The 17,975-nt window shown below is 75.4% G+C and carries 16 protein-coding genes; 5 read left to right on the top strand and 11 right to left on the bottom strand.

From position 1 onward, the window contains the following. Nucleotides 1–100 precede the first annotated feature (100 nt). On the bottom strand, nucleotides 101–1,546 hold the full coding sequence (mptB, locus tag INN71_RS00645; RefSeq protein WP_277497377.1) for a polyprenol phosphomannose-dependent alpha 1,6 mannosyltransferase MptB: 1,446 nt from the start codon (nucleotides 1,544–1,546) through the stop codon (nucleotides 101–103). Nucleotides 1,547–1,700: 154 nt separating this feature from the next. Here mptB and icmF point away from each other — a divergent pair, with 154 nt between their 5' ends. From icmF to INN71_RS00620, 5 genes are all read left to right on the top strand, one after another. Continuing rightward, a complete protein-coding gene (gene icmF / locus INN71_RS00640; protein WP_277497378.1) occupies nucleotides 1,701–4,976 on the top strand; it encodes a fused isobutyryl-CoA mutase/GTPase IcmF in 3,276 nt (1,091 codons plus the stop codon). Nucleotides 4,977–5,055: 79 nt separating this feature from the next. Beyond that, a complete protein-coding gene (locus INN71_RS00635; protein ID WP_277497379.1) occupies nucleotides 5,056–5,595 on the top strand; it encodes a DUF4333 domain-containing protein in 540 nt (179 codons plus the stop codon). Nucleotides 5,596–5,711: 116 nt separating this feature from the next. Further along, on the top strand, nucleotides 5,712–6,032 hold the full coding sequence (locus INN71_RS00630) for a DUF4333 domain-containing protein (protein ID WP_277497380.1): 321 nt from the start codon (nucleotides 5,712–5,714) through the stop codon (nucleotides 6,030–6,032). A gap of 31 nt (nucleotides 6,033–6,063) precedes the next feature. Then, the gene (locus INN71_RS00625) at nucleotides 6,064–6,834 is read left to right on the top strand and encodes a helical backbone metal receptor (protein WP_277497505.1); all 771 of its coding nucleotides are present in this window, start codon (nucleotides 6,064–6,066) and stop codon (nucleotides 6,832–6,834) included. Between the two features lie 46 nt (nucleotides 6,835–6,880). Continuing rightward, on the top strand, nucleotides 6,881–8,068 hold the full coding sequence (locus tag INN71_RS00620; protein ID WP_277497381.1) for a thiolase family protein: 1,188 nt from the start codon (nucleotides 6,881–6,883) through the stop codon (nucleotides 8,066–8,068). A 10-nt stretch (nucleotides 8,069–8,078) separates the two neighbouring features. Here the strand turns inward: INN71_RS00620 and INN71_RS00615 are convergent, their stop codons facing one another. The 10 genes from INN71_RS00615 to INN71_RS00570 form a co-directional block, all read right to left on the bottom strand. After that, entirely contained in the window at nucleotides 8,079–8,990 is a 912-nt protein-coding gene (locus INN71_RS00615) for an ABC transporter substrate-binding protein (protein ID WP_277497382.1), read from the bottom strand. After that, on the bottom strand, nucleotides 8,990–9,763 hold the full coding sequence (locus INN71_RS00610; RefSeq protein ID WP_277497383.1) for an ABC transporter permease: 774 nt from the start codon (nucleotides 9,761–9,763) through the stop codon (nucleotides 8,990–8,992). The genes INN71_RS00615 and INN71_RS00610 overlap by 1 nt, the downstream gene beginning before the upstream one ends. Further along, nucleotides 9,760–10,452 carry an ABC transporter permease gene (locus INN71_RS00605; protein WP_277497384.1) on the bottom strand — a complete coding sequence of 231 codons (693 nt, stop codon included), beginning with the start codon at nucleotides 10,450–10,452 and terminating at the stop codon, nucleotides 9,760–9,762. The genes INN71_RS00610 and INN71_RS00605 overlap by 4 nt, the downstream gene beginning before the upstream one ends. Continuing rightward, nucleotides 10,449–11,300: an ABC transporter ATP-binding protein gene (locus tag INN71_RS00600; RefSeq protein WP_277497385.1), complete on the bottom strand. Its 852-nt coding sequence runs from the start codon at nucleotides 11,298–11,300 to the stop codon at nucleotides 10,449–10,451. Before INN71_RS00600 ends, INN71_RS00605 begins: the two co-directional genes overlap by 4 nt. A 106-nt stretch (nucleotides 11,301–11,406) precedes the next feature. Beyond that, a complete protein-coding gene (locus INN71_RS00595) occupies nucleotides 11,407–12,804 on the bottom strand; it encodes an NAD(P)/FAD-dependent oxidoreductase (protein WP_277497386.1) in 1,398 nt (465 codons plus the stop codon). A 47-nt stretch (nucleotides 12,805–12,851) separates the two neighbouring features. After that, nucleotides 12,852–13,622, bottom strand: coding sequence for a sulfite exporter TauE/SafE family protein (locus tag INN71_RS00590; RefSeq protein ID WP_277497387.1), 771 nt, complete (start codon nucleotides 13,620–13,622; stop codon nucleotides 12,852–12,854). Continuing rightward, nucleotides 13,619–14,503: a Cof-type HAD-IIB family hydrolase gene (locus INN71_RS00585; protein WP_277497388.1), complete on the bottom strand. Its 885-nt coding sequence runs from the start codon at nucleotides 14,501–14,503 to the stop codon at nucleotides 13,619–13,621. The genes INN71_RS00590 and INN71_RS00585 overlap by 4 nt, the downstream gene beginning before the upstream one ends. Before the next feature lie 58 nt (nucleotides 14,504–14,561). Continuing rightward, entirely contained in the window at nucleotides 14,562–16,217 is a 1,656-nt protein-coding gene (locus INN71_RS00580) for an FAD-dependent oxidoreductase (protein WP_277497389.1), read from the bottom strand. Between the two features lie 80 nt (nucleotides 16,218–16,297). After that, nucleotides 16,298–17,140 carry an NmrA family NAD(P)-binding protein gene (locus INN71_RS00575; RefSeq protein WP_277497390.1) on the bottom strand — a complete coding sequence of 281 codons (843 nt, stop codon included), beginning with the start codon at nucleotides 17,138–17,140 and terminating at the stop codon, nucleotides 16,298–16,300. A gap of 60 nt (nucleotides 17,141–17,200) precedes the next feature. Continuing rightward, nucleotides 17,201–17,932 carry a PaaX family transcriptional regulator C-terminal domain-containing protein gene (locus INN71_RS00570; protein ID WP_277497391.1) on the bottom strand — a complete coding sequence of 244 codons (732 nt, stop codon included), beginning with the start codon at nucleotides 17,930–17,932 and terminating at the stop codon, nucleotides 17,201–17,203. Nucleotides 17,933–17,975 lie beyond the last annotated feature (43 nt).

Here is a 17,975-nt window from a genome sequence, read left to right as displayed (position 1 = left end):
GGTCGGGACCGTTGTCTGGTCCGGTCGGCCCGGACGGGTGAGGCGCGGGCCCGCGTCGCCCGCCCCGCCGCCGGGCTGCCGGGCTGCCGGGCTGCCGGGCTCAGCGCGGCGCGGGGATCCAGTCGGGGGCGACGATGCGCTCGACCCGGTCACGAGCCCGGGACGTGAGGAAGAGGACGCCGACGATCGCGGTCGCGATCATCGAGCCCATCACGATGGCGAGGTAGGCGCCGTGCAGCGACGAGTCCAGCGGCGCGACGACGCCCCCGATGACGCTCACGGCGACGAGCCCGACCGCGCCGAGGCGGTGCAGGCGCAGGGCGGCCAGGAACGGCACGACCCACAGGAAGTACCACAGGTGCACCACGGGGCTGAGCAGCACGAGCACGCCCATGACGGCCGTCGTCGCCGCGACCGCCCGGGCGCGGTCGCCGGTCGGCCAGCGCAGGGCGACCCACCCGGCGTACCCGACCGCGAGGACGTTGCCGGCGAGGCGGGTGAGCTCGAGGAACGTGGCGGGATCGGTGCCGAGGCCGGCCAGGCCGGCGAGGTCGTCGAGGACGCCGCCGACCACCGTGGGCAGCGACAGGGGCGTGTTGACGCTGCCGGGCACGGTGAGCGCCTCGACCCAGCCGAGACCGACGCCCCACACCAGGCCGAGCGCGACGAGGGTGCCGAGCGAGAGCACCCCGACGGCCGCGAGGCGCCGCAGCCGCCGGCCCATCGAGGCGGCGGCGGGCAGGGCGACGAGCGCGACCGCGATGCAGACGAGGCCGCCGGGCACCTTGACCGCGGCGGCGAGGCCGCCGAGCACGGCGCCCAGCACCCAGGAGCGCTCGGCGGCGACCACGAGGGCCGCGGCCATGAGGCCCACCATCAGCAGGTCGTTGTGCAGGCCGCCCGCGCCGTTGGCCATCATGAGCGGCGAGGCGATGACGACCGCCGTGGCCAGGGCCGGGTTCACGCCCGTCCAGCGGGCCATGCGGGGCACGGCCCACGCCAGCATCGCCAGGCCGGCCAGCGCCGCGACCCGGTGCACCACGACGAGCATCCACGGGTTGCCGGTCACCCCCGCGGCCACGTCGCCGATGGCGAGCGGCAGGGGCCCGTACGGCGTCACCGTGCCCATCCAGCGCGGGTCCACCGCCTCGACGACGGAGCCGGCGAGCACCGCCGGGCCGTGGGAGTACGGCGACGCGTCGACGTGCGTGAGCATCCCCTGCGCCGCGTAGGACCAGCCGTCGCGGCTGAACAGCGGCGGGGCGAGCAGCAGGGGCGCGCACCACAGGAAGGTGCACCACCGCACGTGCCCCAGCGCCTCGGCGCTCGCGTCGTGCACCACCGAGCGGCACAGCGAGAGCCAGGCGGCGCCCAGCAGGCCGAGACCGGCCATCACCACGGCGAGACCGACCATCCGGCCGGTCATGGTGCTCCGCAGGCCGGCGAGCAGGTCCAGCTCCATGACGGGCGAGGAGGCGGGGAGGGTGGAGACCACGAAGCCGCCCAGCAGGACGAGCACCGAGCCCACCACTCCTCGCGACAGCACAGGCGGAACCTAGGCCGGGCCGGGCACGCCGGGCCGACCCCGGACCGACCCCGGGACGACGGTCCGGTGAACGCCCGGGGACCCGTGGCGCGAACTGCTAGGACGTCCTAGTATCTGGTTAGTAGGACGTCCGACTATCTCCCGAGGTGCACCCGTGGCCGACCCCGCTCCCGCTCCTGCCCCCGCCCTCCACGTGCCCCGGAACCCGGTGCGCCTGGTGACGGCGAGCAGCCTCTTCGACGGTCACGACGCCTCGATCAACATCATGCGGCGGATCTTCCAGGCCCAGGGCTGCGAGGTCGTCCACCTCGGGCACAACCGCTCCGTCGCCGAGATCGTCGAGACGGCGATCGAGGAGGACGTGCAGGGCGTGGCGGTGTCGTCGTACCAGGGCGGGCACGTGGAGTACTTCGAGTACCTCGTGCAGCTGCTCGCCGAGCGCGGCGCCGGGCACGTGCAGGTCGTCGGCGGGGGCGGCGGCGTCATCGTGGCCGAGGAGATCGCACGGCTGCGGCGCAGCGGCGTCACCATCTTCTCCCCGGAGGACGGCCAACGCCTCGGCCTCGCGGGGATGATCAACAGCGTGGTCGCCACCCTCGACCGCGACCTGTGGGAGGTCGGCGCCGCCGACGTCGACGCGGTGCTCTCCGGCGACCGCGGCGCGCTGGCCCGCGCCATCACCGGCGCCGAGACCGGCCGCCTCGACGCGGCGACGCTGACCCGGCTGCGGGAGGCGGTTGCGGGGCGCGCCGTACCCGTCCTCGGCATCACGGGCACCGGCGGCTCGGGCAAGTCGAGCCTCACCGACGAGCTCCTGCGCCGCCTGCGCGTCGACCAGCAGGACAAACTGCGGGTCGCGGTCATCGCCGTCGATCCCACGCGGCGCAAGGGCGGCGGCGCGCTGCTCGGCGACCGCATCCGGATGAACAGCCTCGACCTCGCCGGGCCGGGCCTCGACCGCGACCGCGTCTTCTTCCGCAGCCTCGCGACCCGCGGCGCCCACGAGCTGCCCGACCACCTCGCCGACGTCATCGCCTGCGTGCGGGCGGCGGGCTTCGACCTCGTCGTCGTGGAGACCCCCGGCATCGGCCAGGGCGACGCCGCCGTCGTGCCGTTCGTCGACGCCTCGCTCTACGTCATGACGCCCGAGTTCGGCGCCGCCAGCCAGCTCGAGAAGATCGACATGCTCGACTTCGCCGACGCCGTGGCCATCAACAAGTTCGAGCGGCGCGGCGCGGAGGACGCGCTGCGCGACGTCGGACGCCAGCTGGTGCGCAACCGCGAGGCCTTCGGCTCGCAGCCGGGCGACATGCCGGTCTTCGGCACCTCGGCGGCCACCTTCGACGACGACGGCGTCACCGCGCTCTACCAGCACCTGCGCGACCTGCTCGTCGGCCACGGCCTCCCCGCCGGCGACGGGGTGCTCGCCCCGGTCGACACGAAGCGCTCCACCCGCATCCGCCAGGTGCTGCCCGCCGACCGCACGCGCTACCTCGCCGAGATCTCCGCGACCGTGCGCGACTACCACGCCCGCACCGACGCGCTCGTGGCCGCGGCCCGCCGCGTCGACCGGCTCGCGCAGGTGCGCGCGGAGCTCACCGCCGCGGACCGTTCCACCGGCGACGTCGACGCGCTGCTCGACGACGCCCGCACCGAGCTGCCCCGCGAGGTCGCCGAGCAGGTCGAGGCGTGGCCGGCGGTCGTCGCGTCGTACTCGGGCGACGAGCAGGTCGTGCGGGTGCGGGACCGCGAGATCGTCACGCAGCTGACCCGCGAGTCCCTGTCGGGCAACAAGATCCCCCGCGTCGCGCTGCCGAGCACCGACGAGGTCGGCGAGCTGGTGCGCTTCTGGCGCCGGGAGAACCTGCCCGGCCACTTCCCCTTCACCGCCGGTGTGTTCCCGTTCAAGCGCGACGGCGAGGACCCGGCCCGGATGTTCGCCGGCGAGGGCGACCCGGCGCGCACGAACCGCCGCTTCCGCCTCCTCAGCGAGGGCCAGCCGGCGACCCGGCTGTCGACGGCCTTCGACTCGGTCACCCTCTACGGCCGCGACCCCGACGAGCGCCCCGACATCTACGGCAAGGTCGGCACGTCCGGTGTCAGCGTCGCGACGCTCGACGACATGCGGGTGCTCTACGACGGCTTCGACCTCACCGACCCGACCACCAGCGTCTCGATGACGATCAACGGCCCGGCCCCCACGGTGCTGGCGTTCTTCCTCAACACCGTCATCGACCAGCAGGTCGACGCCTTCCGCGAGCGGGAGGGCCGCGAGCCGGGCGCCGAGGAGCGCGCGCTGCTGGCGGCGCACGCCGTGTCCAGCGTGCGCGGCACCGTGCAGGCCGACATCCTCAAGGAGGACCAGGGCCAGAACACCTGCCTGTTCTCCACCGAGTTCAGCCTGCGGATGATGGGCGACATCCAGCAGTGGTTCATCGAGAACGAGGTGCGCAACTTCTACTCGGTCTCCATCTCCGGCTACCACATCGCCGAGGCCGGGGCGAACCCCATCAGCCAGCTCGCCTTCACGCTCGCGAACGGCTTCACGTACGTCGAGAGCTACCTCGCCCGCGGCATGGACGTCGACGCCTTCGCGCCCAACCTGTCGTTCTTCTTCTCCAACGGCATGGACCCGGAGTACTCGGTGATCGGCCGCGTCGCCCGCCGCATCTGGGCGGTCGCGATGAAGGAGCGGTACGGCGCGGGCGAGCGCAGCCAGAAGCTGAAGTACCACGTGCAGACCTCCGGCCGCTCGCTGCACGCGCAGGAGATGGACTTCAACGACATCCGCACCACGCTCCAGGCGCTCATCGCCATCTACGACAACGCCAACTCCCTGCACACGAACGCGTACGACGAGGCCGTCACGACGCCCAGCACGGAGTCGGTGCGCCGGGCGCTCGCGATCCAGCTCGTCATCAACCGCGAGTGGGGCCTGGCGATGAACGAGAACCCGCTGCAGGGCTCCTACGTGATCGACCAGCTGACCGACCTCGTCGAGGAGGCCGTGCTGGCGGAGTTCGACCGCATCTCCGAGCGGGGCGGCGTGCTCGGCGCGATGGAGACCGGATACCAGCGCGGACGCATCCAGGACGAGTCGATGCTCTACGAGCACCGCAAGCACGACGGGTCGCTGCCGATCATCGGCGTCAACACCTTCCGCCGTCCCGACGCCGACGGCGGCACCCCGCAGACGGTCGAGCTGGCCCGCGCCACCGAGGACGAGAAGCAGGCGCAGCTGCGGCGGCTGCGCGCCTTCAAGGAGGCCCACCGCGACGAGGCCGAGGACGCGTTGGCGCGGCTCAAGGCCGCGGCCACCTCGGGGGAGAACGTCTTCGCGGTGCTCATGGACGCCGCGCGGGTCTGCACGCTGCAGCAGGTGACCGAGGCGTTCTTCGAGGTGGGCGGGGCCTACCGCCGCAACGTCTGAACGGCCGCGCACGCCTCGTGAGAGGGTCGTCCCCGACGTGGCCGGGCGCCGGGCCCGACCACGACGCGGAGGAGTGACGATGCGCCGAGGGCGGGTGGGGCTGCTGGTCGGTCTGGCGGCGGGCGCCGCCGTGCTGGGTGGCTGCTCCGAGACGCTCCCCGACTTCGACGCCGCCCAGGTGGGCGACGCCGTCGCGGCCGAGCTGGAGCGCACCGGCGGCGCGGCCCCCGACGAGATCTCCTGCGGGCCCCTGCCGGCCGAGGCCGAGGAGATGACGACGTGCACCTACGTGCTGGGCGACCGCACGCAGGAGGCCGAGGTGGTGGTCACGGCCGTCGTCGACACCGACGTCGAGTTCACCGTCGAGCCGACCCGCACGTTCCTGACCGCCGAGCAGCTCACCCCGCTCGTGGCGCAGGAGATGACCACCGAGGGCAGCCCCGGCGACGTCACCTGTCTCGACGAGCTCGACCTCGACGAGGGCGCCCGGGTCTACTGCGCGCAGACCGCGGGGACGACCGTGACCGACCTGGCGGTCACCGCCCAGAGCGGACCCGCCGACCCCGTGACCCTCGAGATCGAGATCGACGACCGGGCCGCGAGCGAGAGCGGGCAGTAGCGCGGGACGCCCGGTCGACGGCCGGGAGGGCGGCCCGCGGTTGGGAGGACCCCTGCGGGGGTACGACGCGCCCGGGCCGGCCGCGGCCCCTCCCCCACCTCGAACGGAGCACCACCATGCGCAGCCCCCTCACGACGGGCACCGCCCTCCTCGCCCCGGCCGCCGTCGTCGCGGCCCTGCTGCTGGGCGGCTGCTCCTCGCAGGTCGCCCAGGACGACGTGGAGGACCAGATCACCGAGCAGCTCACCGAGGTCGTGGGGCAGGAGCCGGCGGACGTCGACTGCCCCGACGACCTCGAGGCCGAGGAGGGCGCCACCATGACGTGCGTGCTGACGGCGGAGGACGACACCACCATCGACGTGGGGGTCGAGGTCACCGCGGTCGACGGCGACGACGTCTCCTTCGACATCCAGGTCGCCGACGAGCCCAACGAGTGATCGACGCGTGAGCGGGGACGGGCGGGACGACGTGCGCGACGACCTGGGTGTCGCGGTCGCGCTGCCGGCGCGCGTCGGTCGCGTCGTCTCGCTGGTGCCCTCGCTGACGGAGGCCCTCGCCGACGTGCGCCGCGACGCGCTGGTCGGCGTCACCGACTGGTGCACGCACCCGGCCGACCTCGCCGACGACCCCGGCCTCGCGCGGGTGCGCGGCACCAAGAACCCCGACGTGCGGCGCATCGTCGACCTCGCCCCCGACGTCGTCGTGGCGAACAAGGAGGAGAACCGGGAGCTCGACGTGCGGCGCCTGCGCGAGGCCGGCGTGGCCGTGTGGGTGACGGACGTCGTCGACGTGCCCGGGGCCGTCGGCTCGATGGAGCGGCTGCTCGACGCGCTGGGCTGGGCCCGCCCGTCGTGGTTGACCCGGGCGCGGGCGGAGTGGTGCGGACCGGTGCCCGCCGTGCGGGGGCGGGTCGTCGTACCCGTCTGGCGCGACCCGTGGATGGTCGTCGGTCCCGCCACCTTCACGGCCGACCTGCTGCGCCGCGTCGGGCTCGAGGTGACGGGCGGCGACCCGGCGACCGGCCGCTACCCCCGGGCCGAGGCCGCCGACCTCGACGCCGGCGGCGCCGACCTCGTGCTGCTGCCGGACGAGCCGTACGTCTTCACCGCCGCCGACGGCCCCGAGGCGTTCACCCGCACGCCGACGCGGCTCGTCAGCGGGCGCCTGCTCACCTGGTACGGCCCCTCGCTCGGCGACGCCCGGGCGCACCTCGCCGCCGCGACCCGCGACCTGCCGTAGCGGGACTCCGTTCCCACCGAACGGGACCGCGGCCTATCCTCCATCCATGAGCAGCGATTCTCCCCAGAAGATCGTCCTCGTCGACGGCGCGCGCACCCCCGTCGGCAGCTTCGGCGGCGTCCTCAAGGACGTCCCCGGCTTCGAGCTGGGCGCCACGGCGACGACGGCCGCCCTCGAGCGGGCGGGCGTGGCGGGCGACGACGTGCAGGAGGTCGTCATGGGCTGCATCGGCCAGGTCGGCCCCGACGCCTACAACGCGCGCCGTGTGGCCGTCACCGCGGGGCTGCCGAAGAACGTGCCGGCGTACACCGTCAACCGGCTCTGCGGCTCGGGCCTGCAGGCCATCTGGTCGGCCGCCATGGAGATGCGCTGGAACGACCTCGACCTCACCGTCGCGGGCGGCGACGAGTCGATGTCCCGCATGCCCTTCTACGACTTCGGCGCCCGCAACGGCTACAAGCTCGGCAACCGCGAGCTCGTCGACGGCACCGTCATGATGCTCACCGACCCGTTCCACGGCATCCACATGGGCGTCACGGCCGAGAACGTCGCCGAGAAGTACGGCGTCTCGCGCGCCGAGCAGGACGAGTTCGCGCTGGAGTCCCAGCGCCGCGCCGCGACCCCCGAGGCCCGCGCCGCGTTCGCCGAGGAGATCGTCGCCGTGGAGGTCGGGGGCCGCAGGCCGACGACCGTCGAGGTCGACCAGCACCCCAAGCCCGAGACGACCCTCGAGGTGCTGTCGAACCTGCGTCCCGCGTTCAGCAAGGGCGGCTCGGTCACCGCCGGCAACGCCTCGGGCATCAACGACGGCGCCGCCGCCGTGGTGCTCGCCTCCGAGCGGGCCGCTGCCGAGCGCGGCCTCACGGGGCTCGTCACCCTCGAGGCCGTCACCACCGGCGCCATGGAGCCCGAGCTGATGGGCTACGCCCCCGTGCTCGCCCTGCAGGCCCTCTTCGAGAAGACCGGCACGAGCCCGTCCGACATCGACGTCGTCGAGCTCAACGAGGCCTTCGCCTCCCAGGCCGTCGCCGTCGTCCGCGACGCCGGGCTCGACCCCGCCAAGGTCAACCCGTACGGCGGCGCGATCGCCCTGGGCCACCCCGTCGGCGCCACCGGCGCCATCCTCGCCCTGCGCGTGGCCAAGGAGCTGCACCGCAGCGACAAGGAGCTCGGCGTCGTCACCATGTGCATCGGCGGCGGCCAGGCCCTCGCCGCGCTCTTCCGGCGCGTCTGAGCCGCGGGCCTCAGGCCAGGCCCTGCTCCTCCAGCCAGTCGGCCGCGATGTCGGCGGCCGGGGACTGGTCCTCGACGCTGCGGACGTTGAGCTCGAGCAGGCCCTCGGGGGTCAGGCGCGAGCTGACCTCGTCGATGATCGCCGCGGCCTCGTCGTCGACGTTGTCACTGGCGACCGGCACGACGTGGGAGGCGAGGAACAGGCCCTCGGGGTCCTCGAGCACGACGAGGTCGTTCTGCGCCACCACCGGGCTCGCCGTGTAGACGATGGCGAGCTGGATGTCGCCGGCCTCCAGCGCGTCCACGGTCAGCTGGCCGCCGCCGTCCTCGATGGGCGTGAAGCCCACCTCCACGCCGTACGCCTCCTGCAGGCCCTGCGGGCCGTTGGGGCGGCTCTCCGCCTCGGAGTTCGCGCCGAGGGTGAGCTCCACCGGCACGTCGGCGAGGTCGGCGGCGGAGGTCACGCCGTACTGCTCGGAGAACTCGCGGGTGACGACGTAGGAGTCCTGGTCGGTGGCGTCCGCCTGGTCGAGGACGCGCAGCCCCTCGGGCACGGCCTCCTCGAGCGCCGCGTAGACGTCGTCGGTGAGGCGGGCGGTGGTGTCGGGCTCCCAGTACTGCAGCAGCGGGCCCGAGTACTCCGGGAAGAGGTCGATCGAGCCGTCCTCGATCTCGGGCAGGTAGACCTCGCGCTGGCCGATGCGGAAGTCGCGCTGCACCTCGACGTCCTCGGCCTCCAGGGCCTGGGCGTAGATCTCGGCGATGATCTCGGACGAGTAGTAGTCCTGCGACCCGATGACGATGGCGTCGCCGTCGCGCTCGGCGGCCAGGGGGTCGGAGTCGGAGGACCCGCAGCCGGCGGCCAGGCCCAGGGTGGTGGCGAGGGCGAGGGCGGCCGTGGCGCGGCGACGGAGCGGGGTCATCAGGGGGTCCTCTCGACGGGTGGTGCGGTGACGTCGTGCTTCGGAGCCGGCGGCTCCCCCGGTTTGCCCCGGGCGACGGTGGTCCCGGTCACGGTGCGGCGGCGGGCTCCCGCCGTCCGCACCCCGGCCGGGGAGACGAGGCGCTGCAGGCCCGCGAGCAGGAGCTCGAGGACGAGCGCGAGGGCGGCGACGAGCAGCGCGGCGGCGAGCATCTCGTCGTAGCGGCGGGCCTTGAGCCCGGCGAACAGCAGCCGGCCGAGGCCGACGTCGGCGGTGTACGCCGCCAGCGTCGCCGTGGCGACGACCTGCAGGGTGGCCGAGCGCAGGCCGCCGACCACGAGGGGCGCGGCCAGCGGCAGCTCGACGCGCCGCACGACCTGGGCCTCGCTCATGCCGACCGCCCGCGCCGCGTCGACGGTGACGCGGTCGACGGACTCCACGCCGGCGTACGCGCCCGCGAGCAGGGGCGGGGCGGCGAGCACGACGAGGGCGAGGACGGGGGCGGTGAGGCCGATGCCCGACGCGAGGGCGACGAGGGTGAGCAGACCGAGGGTGGGCACGGCGCGCGCGGCGCTGGCGGTCACGACGACGAGCCCGCGGCCGCGGCCGGTGTGCCCGACGAGCACGCCCAGCGGCAGCGCGACCGCCGCGGCGATGCCCACGACCAGCGCGGAGACGGCGAGGTGCTGGAGCAGGCGGGCGGTGACCCCGCCCTCGCCCGACCAGTGGTCGGCCTCGCCCAGCCAGCGGAGCGCCTCCAGCAGCAGGCTCACGCCGCCTCCCCCACCGGTACGGCGGACGCCCCGCCCCGGGTACGACGGGTGCGCCGGGCCGGGCGCGACCAGGGCATGAGCGTCCGGCCGACGAGCACGCAGACGGCGTCGAGGAGCACGGCGAGGACGACGACGAGCACGAGGCCGGTCAGCACCTCGGCACGGATGCCGCGCTGGAAGCCGTCGGTGAACAGCGTGCCGAGGCTGCTGATGCCGATGACGGCGCCGACGCTGACGAGGCTGACCGTGCTCACGGTGACCACCCGCAGGCCCGCGAGCAGCACCGGTCCGGCCAGCGGCAGCTCGACCCGCCAGAAGGCCGACGTGCGGGAGTACCCCATCGCCGTGGCCGCGTCGCGCGCGGGCGCGGGGACCGAGGCGAAGGCGTCGGCGGCCGAGCGCACGAGCACGGCGACGCCGTACACCGTCAGCACGATGACCATCGTGGCCGCGGAGCGCAGCGGCGTGCCGGCCAGCACGGGCACGATGATGAAGAGCGGCAGCGACGGGATGGCGTAGAGCAGCCCGACGCCGACCAGCAGCGGGCCCCGGGCGCGGCGCACGTGGTGGGCCAGCCAGCCCAGCGGGACGGCGAGGAGCAGCGACGCGAGGATCGCGGGCACGCTCAGGGCCAGGTGGGTGAGCGTCAGCTCGAGCACCTGCTCGTGGTTCTGCGACAGCCACCTCACGCGGTGCGCACGTCCTTCGTCCCCGCCTCGGCGGCCCCGCCCTCGAGCAGCCCCAGCGGGCGGCCCGAGGCGTCGACGACGAGACGGGAGCCGTTCTCCTCCCGCACGCTCAACCGCCGGCGTGCCGAGCGCAGGCCCACGAAGTCCGCGACGAAGTCGTCGGCCGGGTCCGCCAGGATCTCCGCCGGGGTGCCCGACTGGGCGACGACGCCGCCCGCACGGAGGATGACGACCTCGTCGCCGAGCGCGAACGCCTCGTCGACGTCGTGGGTGACGAACAGGACGGTCTTGCCGAGCTCGCCCTGGAGGCGGCGCAGCTCGACCTGCAGGTCGGCGCGCACGATCGGGTCGACGGCACCGAAGGGCTCGTCCATGAGGAGCACGTCGGGGTCGGCCCCGAGGGCCCGCGCGACGCCGACCCGCTGCTGCTGGCCGCCGGAGAGCTGGGCCGGGTAGCGGTCGGCGAGCGCCACGTCGAGGCCCACCAGCTCGACCAGCTCGAGCGCCCGGGCGCGGGCCTCGCGCCGCCCGGCGCCGAGGAGGCGCGGGACGGTGGCGACGTTGTCGGCGACGGTGCGGTGGGGCAGGAGCCCGCCGGCCTGCAGCACGTAGCCGATGGAGCGGCGCAGCTCGACGGCGTCGCGCTCGCGCACGTCGGCACCGTCGACGAGCACCGTGCCGGCGCTCGGGTCGACCATCCGGTTGACCATCCGCAGCAGCGTCGTCTTGCCGCAGCCCGACGAGCCGAGCAGCACGACGGTGCGCCCGCGGGGCACGACGAGGCTGAGGTCGCCCACGGCGACGGTGCCGTCGGCGTACTCCTTGCGGACCGAACGGAACTCGATCACCGGCCACCTCCTCGGCGGCCACGGAGCCGCCTGACGTCCGGTGGATTCTTGCAGGGGGTCCCCCGCCGCTGTCCGCATCGTGGACAGCGGCGGGGGCCCGCCGCGGTCAGGACAGGTCGGCCAGTGCGCTGTCGATGGCGCGGTGGAAGGTCGGGTAGGCCCAGATCATCTCGCGCAGCGAGGTGACCGGCACGGCGGCGTGGATGGCCAGCGTGAGCACGGCCTGGATCTCGCCGGCCGCCGGCCCGACGACGGTCGCGCCGACGAGCACGCCGCGGTCGGCGTCCTCGACGACCTTCACGATCCCGGTCGCGCCCGGGCCGTGGGTGAACCCGCGGGACGACTCCTCGAGCCGCGTCGCGCCCACCCGCACCGCGAGCCCGGCAGCGCGCGCGTCGGCCTCGGTCAGCCCCGCGCCCGCGACCTCGGGGTCGGTGAACGTCGTGTGCGGCAGCGCGTCGTACCGCGCGGGGGCCCCGTCCTGCCCCAGCAGGTCGCGCAGCGCGATCGCCGACTGGCACATCGACACGTGGGTGTAGGCGCCCTCCCCGACGACGTCGCCGATGGCCCACAGCCACGGCAGCGGCCCGTCCGCGCCCACGACGTGCAGGCGGTCGTCGACCGGCAGGCTGCGGGCGGTGGCGTCGAGGCCGATGCTGTCGAGGCCGACGAGGTCCAGGTTCGGGGTGCGCCCGGCGGCCACGAGCAGCTGGTCGGCCCGCAGCTCCTGGCCGTCGTCGAGGGCGAGGGTGAAGGCCCCGTCGGCGTGGTCGACGGCCGTGGCGCCGACCCCGGTCAGCACCCGCACGCCGTCCGCGACGAGGGCGTCGGCGAGCACTGCGGACGCCTCGGGCTCGTCGCGCGGCAGCAGCCGGTCGCCGTGCTGCACCACGGTGACCCGCACGCCGAAGCGCGCGAACGTCTGCGCGAGCTCGCACCCGATGGGGCCGCCGCCCAGCACCACGAGGCTGCCGGGCAGCTCGGTGGCGCGCACGGCGTCGCGGTTGGTCCAGTACGGCGTGCCCTCCAGCCCGGGCAGGTGCGGGGCCGCGGGGCGGGTGCCGGGGTTGAGCACGACGCCGCGGCGCGCGACGTACGTCGTCTCCGTGCCGTCCGCGGCGGTGACGACGACGCGGCGCTCGCCGACGAGCCGGCCGGTGCCGCGGGCGACCCTGCCGCCCGCGTCCTCGAGGCGCTGCACGGCGGCGGTGTCGTCCCAGCCGGCGGTGGCCTCGGCCGAGACCCGCTCGGCGACGGGGCGCCACGACGGCACGACCTCCACGTCACCGGCGAGGCGACCGGCGCGCCGGGCCTCCGCGAGCGCGTCGGCGGCGCGCAGCATCATCTTCGAGGGGATGCAGCCGTAGTAGGGGCACTCGCCGCCGACCAGGTGCTGCTCGACGGCCACCACCTCGAGCCCGGCCCGCGCGGCGCCGCCCGCGAGGGCCTCACCGCCCGGTCCCGTCCCGATCACGACCAGGTCCACCTCGCGCACGTCGCTCATGCGCCCAGCATCGCGCGCCGGCGGCGGGGGCGCCACGCCGGCGCCCGTCAGCCGACGGCGAGGTGCACGGCAAGCGCGAGGCCGGCCACGCCCACGGCCCAGCGCAGCGGCGTCTCGGGCAGGACGCGCACGGCGTGCGGGCCCAGGAGGCCGCCGACGAGCGCGCCGAGCCCCAGGCTGGCGGCCGCCACCCAGTCGACGGGGGCGAGCACGACGTACACGACGGAGGCGACCGCGTTCGCCGCGCACAGCACGAGGTTCTTCACGGCGTTCGTGACCGCGTAGGCCTCGGTCGTCTGCACGGACAGCACCGCCAGCAGGATGATGCCAGCCGCGGCGCCGAAGTACCCGCCGTACACCCCGACGAGGGCGATGAGCAGGCCACCGGCCCACGCCCGCCCCACGGGGGGTGGCTCCCCCGCGGCGAGCCGCCGCTCGCGGCGCCGCGCGACGGACGCACGGATGCGGTCGCGCGCGAGCAGCAGCACGGCGCCGAGCGCGACGAGGCCCGGCACGACGACCTCGAACGTGTCCTCGCCCCCGGCCAGCAGCAGGGCGGCCCCCACCGTGCCGCCGAGCGCCGACCAGGCGCACAGCCGCAGCACGCGCCCGCCCTGGCCGGCCAGCTCGCGGCGCGAGGCCAGCCCGGCGCCGGCGCCGTTGGCCAGCAGCCCCACCGTGTTGCTGACGTTGGCCGCCAGCGGCGGCAGCCCGGCGGCCAGCAGGGCCGGGTAGGACACCAGCGACGCGAGGCCGGCGACCGACCCGCAGAGGCCCGCCCCGACCCCCGCGAGCACGAGGAGGAGGACGTCGCTCACGCGGTCCCCGGCACCCCGGCGGTGCCGGTGGGCCCGGCGGCGTCCGCGCGGTCGAGCAGCGCGGTCACGACCGTGAGCACCCCGGCCTCGGTGTGCGAGGGCGCGAGGTGGCGGGCCCGGCGCCGGACCTCCGGGTGCGCCTCGGCCATGGCGAAGGAGCCCTCCGCCGCGTCGAGCATCTCGAGGTCGTTGAGGTAGTCGCCGAACGCGACCGTGTGCTCCGGGCCGATGCCCAGCTCGTCCTGCAGGCGCCGCACGGCGTCGCCCTTGGTGACGCCCGCGGGCATGACGTCCACCCAGTGCGCGCCGGAGACGACGACCTGGTGGGTGGCCCGCAGGCCCGCGAGGGCCGCCTCGACCGGGTCGGTGCCGTCGGCGGCGTGCACCGCCACCTTCACGAACGCGTCGTCGACGGCGTCGAGGTCGTCCACCACCTCGAGCGCCGCGTAGTAGCGGCGCACCTCGGCGAGGAACGCCTCGTCGGTGCGCTCGACGTACGCCGTCCGCTTGCCGCAGAGCACGACCCCGACGTCGGCCCCGGCGGCGACCACGCGTCGTACGGCGGCGACCACCCCCGTGACGACCTCGCGCTCGAGCGTCGTCGAGCTGAGCTCGACGCCGTCGCGCACGACCATCGTGCCGTTCTCGGCGATGAAGACCATGCCGTCCCGCGCCCGCTCGAAGGTGCGCGCCAGCGTCGCGTACTGCCGCCCGCTGGCCGGCGCGAAGGCCACGCCCGCGGAGCGCAGGCGCTCCAGCAGGGGCCACAGGCCGTCCGGCACCTCGCCGCGGCCGTCGAGCAGCGTGCCGTCCATGTCGACGACGACGAGGCGGAGGCCGGCGGGCAGGTCGGGCAGGTCGAGCGGCTGCGCGGTGGTCACCCGGCCAGGCTCGCACGGGGTACGGCGGGCCGCCGCGCCGGTGGGCGCGTCAGCCTCCTCACCCCGCCCGGGCCACCTCGAGCATGCGCTCGACGGCGACCACCTTGACGCGGGGGCGGCCGGCGGCCCGGCCGGCCGTGCGCTCGTGCGCGTCGAGCGCCTTCCAGCCCGCGAGGTCGACGTGGTCCGGCAGCAGGTCGGCCAGGTCGGCGACCCCCGGGCCGGCGGCCGGGACGGGCAGCACCCCGTCGCGGAGGTCGTCGAGGAGGAGGCCGACGCTCTGCCGGGCGCACGCCTTGTTGGTGCCGACCACGCCGGACGGGCCGCGCTTGATCCAGCCGGTGACGTAGAGCCCCGGCTGCTCGCGGTCGTCGACGAGAACGCGGCCCTGCGCGTTGGGCACGACGCCGCGCAGCTCGTCGAACGGGAGGTCGGCCACGGGGCGACCGCGGTAGCCCACGGCCTTGAGCACGAGACCGCACGCCAGGTCCTCGGTCTCCCCGGTGCCCTTCGCCGCGGCCCGGCCCCCGGCCTCGACGAGCTCGTTGCGCTCGAGGCGGACGCCGGTGACGCGGTCGTCGCCGAGCAGCGCCCGCGGGGAGGCCAGGAAGCGCAGCCGGACGACCCGCCCGCCCCCGTCCGCCGGCACCCCCGCCGCCGCGACCTCGCCGAGCAGGTCGACCTTGGCCTGCAGGGCCACGTCGTCGGTGCGCGCCCCGGCGACCTGGTCGGGGTCGACCGCCACGGTGAGGCCCGGGGCACTGCGCAGCCCGATGAGCTCCGGCGTGGTGAACGCCGCCTCGAGCGGGCCGCGGCGCCCGATGACGACGACCTCCCGCACCCGCGAGGACCGCAGCGCCTCGAGGGCGTGGTCGGCGACGTCGGTGCGGGCCAGGGCGTCGGGGTCCTGGGCCAGCACGCGGGCCACGTCGAGGGCGACGTTGCCGTTCCCCAGCACGACGACCCGCTCGCAGGACAGGTCGAAGCTCAGGTGCGCGAAGTCGGGGTGGCCGTTGTACCAGGCCACGAAGTCGGTGGCGGAGTGCACACCGGGGAGGTCCTCGCCCTCGACGCCGAGGGGGCGCTCCTGCAGGGCGCCGACCGCGTAGACCACCGCGTGGTAGCGCTCGGCGAGCTGGGCGTGGGTGACGTCGCGCCCCACCTCGACGTTCGAGAGCAGCCGGACGCCCTTGCGTCGGAGGACGGTGGCGAAGACGTCGGCGACGGCCTTCGTGTCCTGGTGGTCGGGCGCGATGCCGTAGCGGACCAGGCCGAACGGCGTCGGCAGGCGCTCGATGACGTCGACCTGCACGTCGAGCCCGCGCTGGGCCAGCAGCTCCTCGGTGGCGTAGCAGGCGGCCGGGCCCGAGCCGACGACGGCGACGCGCAAGGGGTGGGCCACCGCGCTCCAGTCGCGGCGGGGCGGCACGGGTGCGGTGGCGGGGTAGTCGGCGTGCGCCGGGTCGGTGAACCAGCGGGCGTTGACCTCCTCGAACTGCGCGGCGTCACCCTCGAGGTCGTAGTCGGCCTGGATGGCGCGCACCGGGCACGCGTCGACGCAGGCGCCGCAGTCGATGCACTCCGCCGGGTCGATGTAGAGCATCTCCGCCGTGCCGTAGTCGGGCTCGTCCGGTGTCGGGTGGATGCAGTTGACGGGGCAGACGGGCACGCACGAGGCGTCGTTGCAGCAGCTGCGCGTGATGACGTGGGTCATGGTGCTCTCCGTCGTGGTCCGGCGTGACGAGCACCATACTAATCATGCGCACGATTGGCGTCGCGGCGGCGACCTAGGAGTCAGCCGCCAGCGAGCAGTGCGTCGAGCGTGAGCGGGTCGCGGCCGGTCAGGGCGCGTACGGCGTCGGTGCTGCGGGCGAGCTCGCCCGCAGCGATGGCCGTGTACGTCGAGACCCAGGCGTCCTCCTGCCAGCGGGGCGCGCCCCAACGGCGGCGCGACGCGTAGGCCTCCTCGACGGTCTCGTCGTGGAAGGTCACCGGGCGGCCGGTGGCCGTCGCGATGCGCGTCGCGACCTCCGTGAGCGTGAGCGCCTCGGCACCGGTCAGCTCGTGGGTGCGGCCGACGTGGTCGTCGGGCGCGAGGAGCACGGCGACGGCGGCGCGGGCGACGTCGGCGCGCGCCACCGCAGCGACGCGTCCGTCGCCCGCGGGGCCGCGCAGCACGTCGTCCTCGCCGACGAAGAGGGGGAAGACGTCGAGGTAGAAGTTGTCGCGCAGGAAGGTCGTGGCCATCCCGCTGGCCCGGAGGTGCTCCTCGGTCGCGAAGTGGTCGCGCCCGAGCGTGAAGGTGCAGTCGGGAGCGGCGGCGGCGAACGAGGTGTAGACGACGTGCCGCACGCCGGCGGCCACGGCGGCGTCGACGAACCCGCGGTGCACGTCGACGCGGTCCTCGGTCTCCGACGCCGAGACCATGAACAGCGTGCCGACCCCCGCGAGCGCGGCGACGGCCGCCCCGGGATCGGCGTAGTCGCAGCGCACCGCCGTCGCGCCGGGGAGCTCGGGCGCCCGCTCGGGGCTGCGGGCGAGCAGGCGCTGCTCGACGCCACGGCCCGCGAGCTCCCGGGCGACGAGGCCGCCGAGGGCCCCGGTCACGCCCGTCACGGCGATCGGCGACGAGGTCACGGGTCCTCCAGGGGGTCGAGGGGCGCAGCGCGGCCGGTGACCCGGCAGCGGTTCCGCACGCTACCCCCGCTCGCCGCCGGCGGGGGCGAGGTGGCGCAGCTCGGTGCGGTAGGCGCCGTACGCCGCCCGCAGGGCCGTGGCCGGCCACCCGGGCGGCAGGAGCGCCGTGGGCAGGAGCGGGTCGGTCGCGAGGTGGCGCACGAGCGCCGCGGCCGCCGCCAGCCGGTCGGCAGGGGCCGCGGCCCGCTCGAGGTCGGCGAGCGCGGCGGTCCCGCGCACCGCCCACCCGTCGAGGTCCCACAGCCGCCGCACCAGGCCGGCGGGCTCGCCCTGCGGGCGCGCGAGGAGGGCCTCCACCACGGGGGACGCGGCGTACGACGCCGCCCGCCGCAGGTTGGCCGGGCGCATCCACACGCCCTCGCGCAGCTCGGCGAGCCGGTGCTCGGCCAGCTCCTGGCGCAGCGCCGCCCGCTCGTCGGCGGGACGTCCCGCGACGACGACGACGACGGTCTCCCAGGTGCCGTCCCACGCCCGCTCCGCGTCGGTGACCGCCTCGTCCTGGCGTCGCTGGCGGGCGACCAGCCGGTCGCCGAGGGCGTACGTCGCGTCGGCGTCGCGCCGCAGGTCGCCCGCCGCCACGGCCCGCGTCAGGGCCACGCGCATCGTCGCGGGCGGCACGCCCACCGTGCTCCCCATCGCGACGAGCTGGCCGGCCCCGAGCCGCTCGGGGTGCGCGCCGAGCGCCAGGCTCAGCGCCACGGAGCGGGCGCTCAGGGTCGGGGGCGGCGGCACCGGGCCATCATGCCGGGTTACATCTGTGGACACAGTCGTGACG

This window comes from Nocardioides sp. ChNu-153 (assembly GCF_030466625.1).
Taxonomy (GTDB): Bacteria; Actinomycetota; Actinomycetes; order Propionibacteriales; family Nocardioidaceae; genus Nocardioides.
Note: the sequence above shows the minus strand (reverse complement) of the source record. Positions and strands in the feature narration are given on the sequence as shown.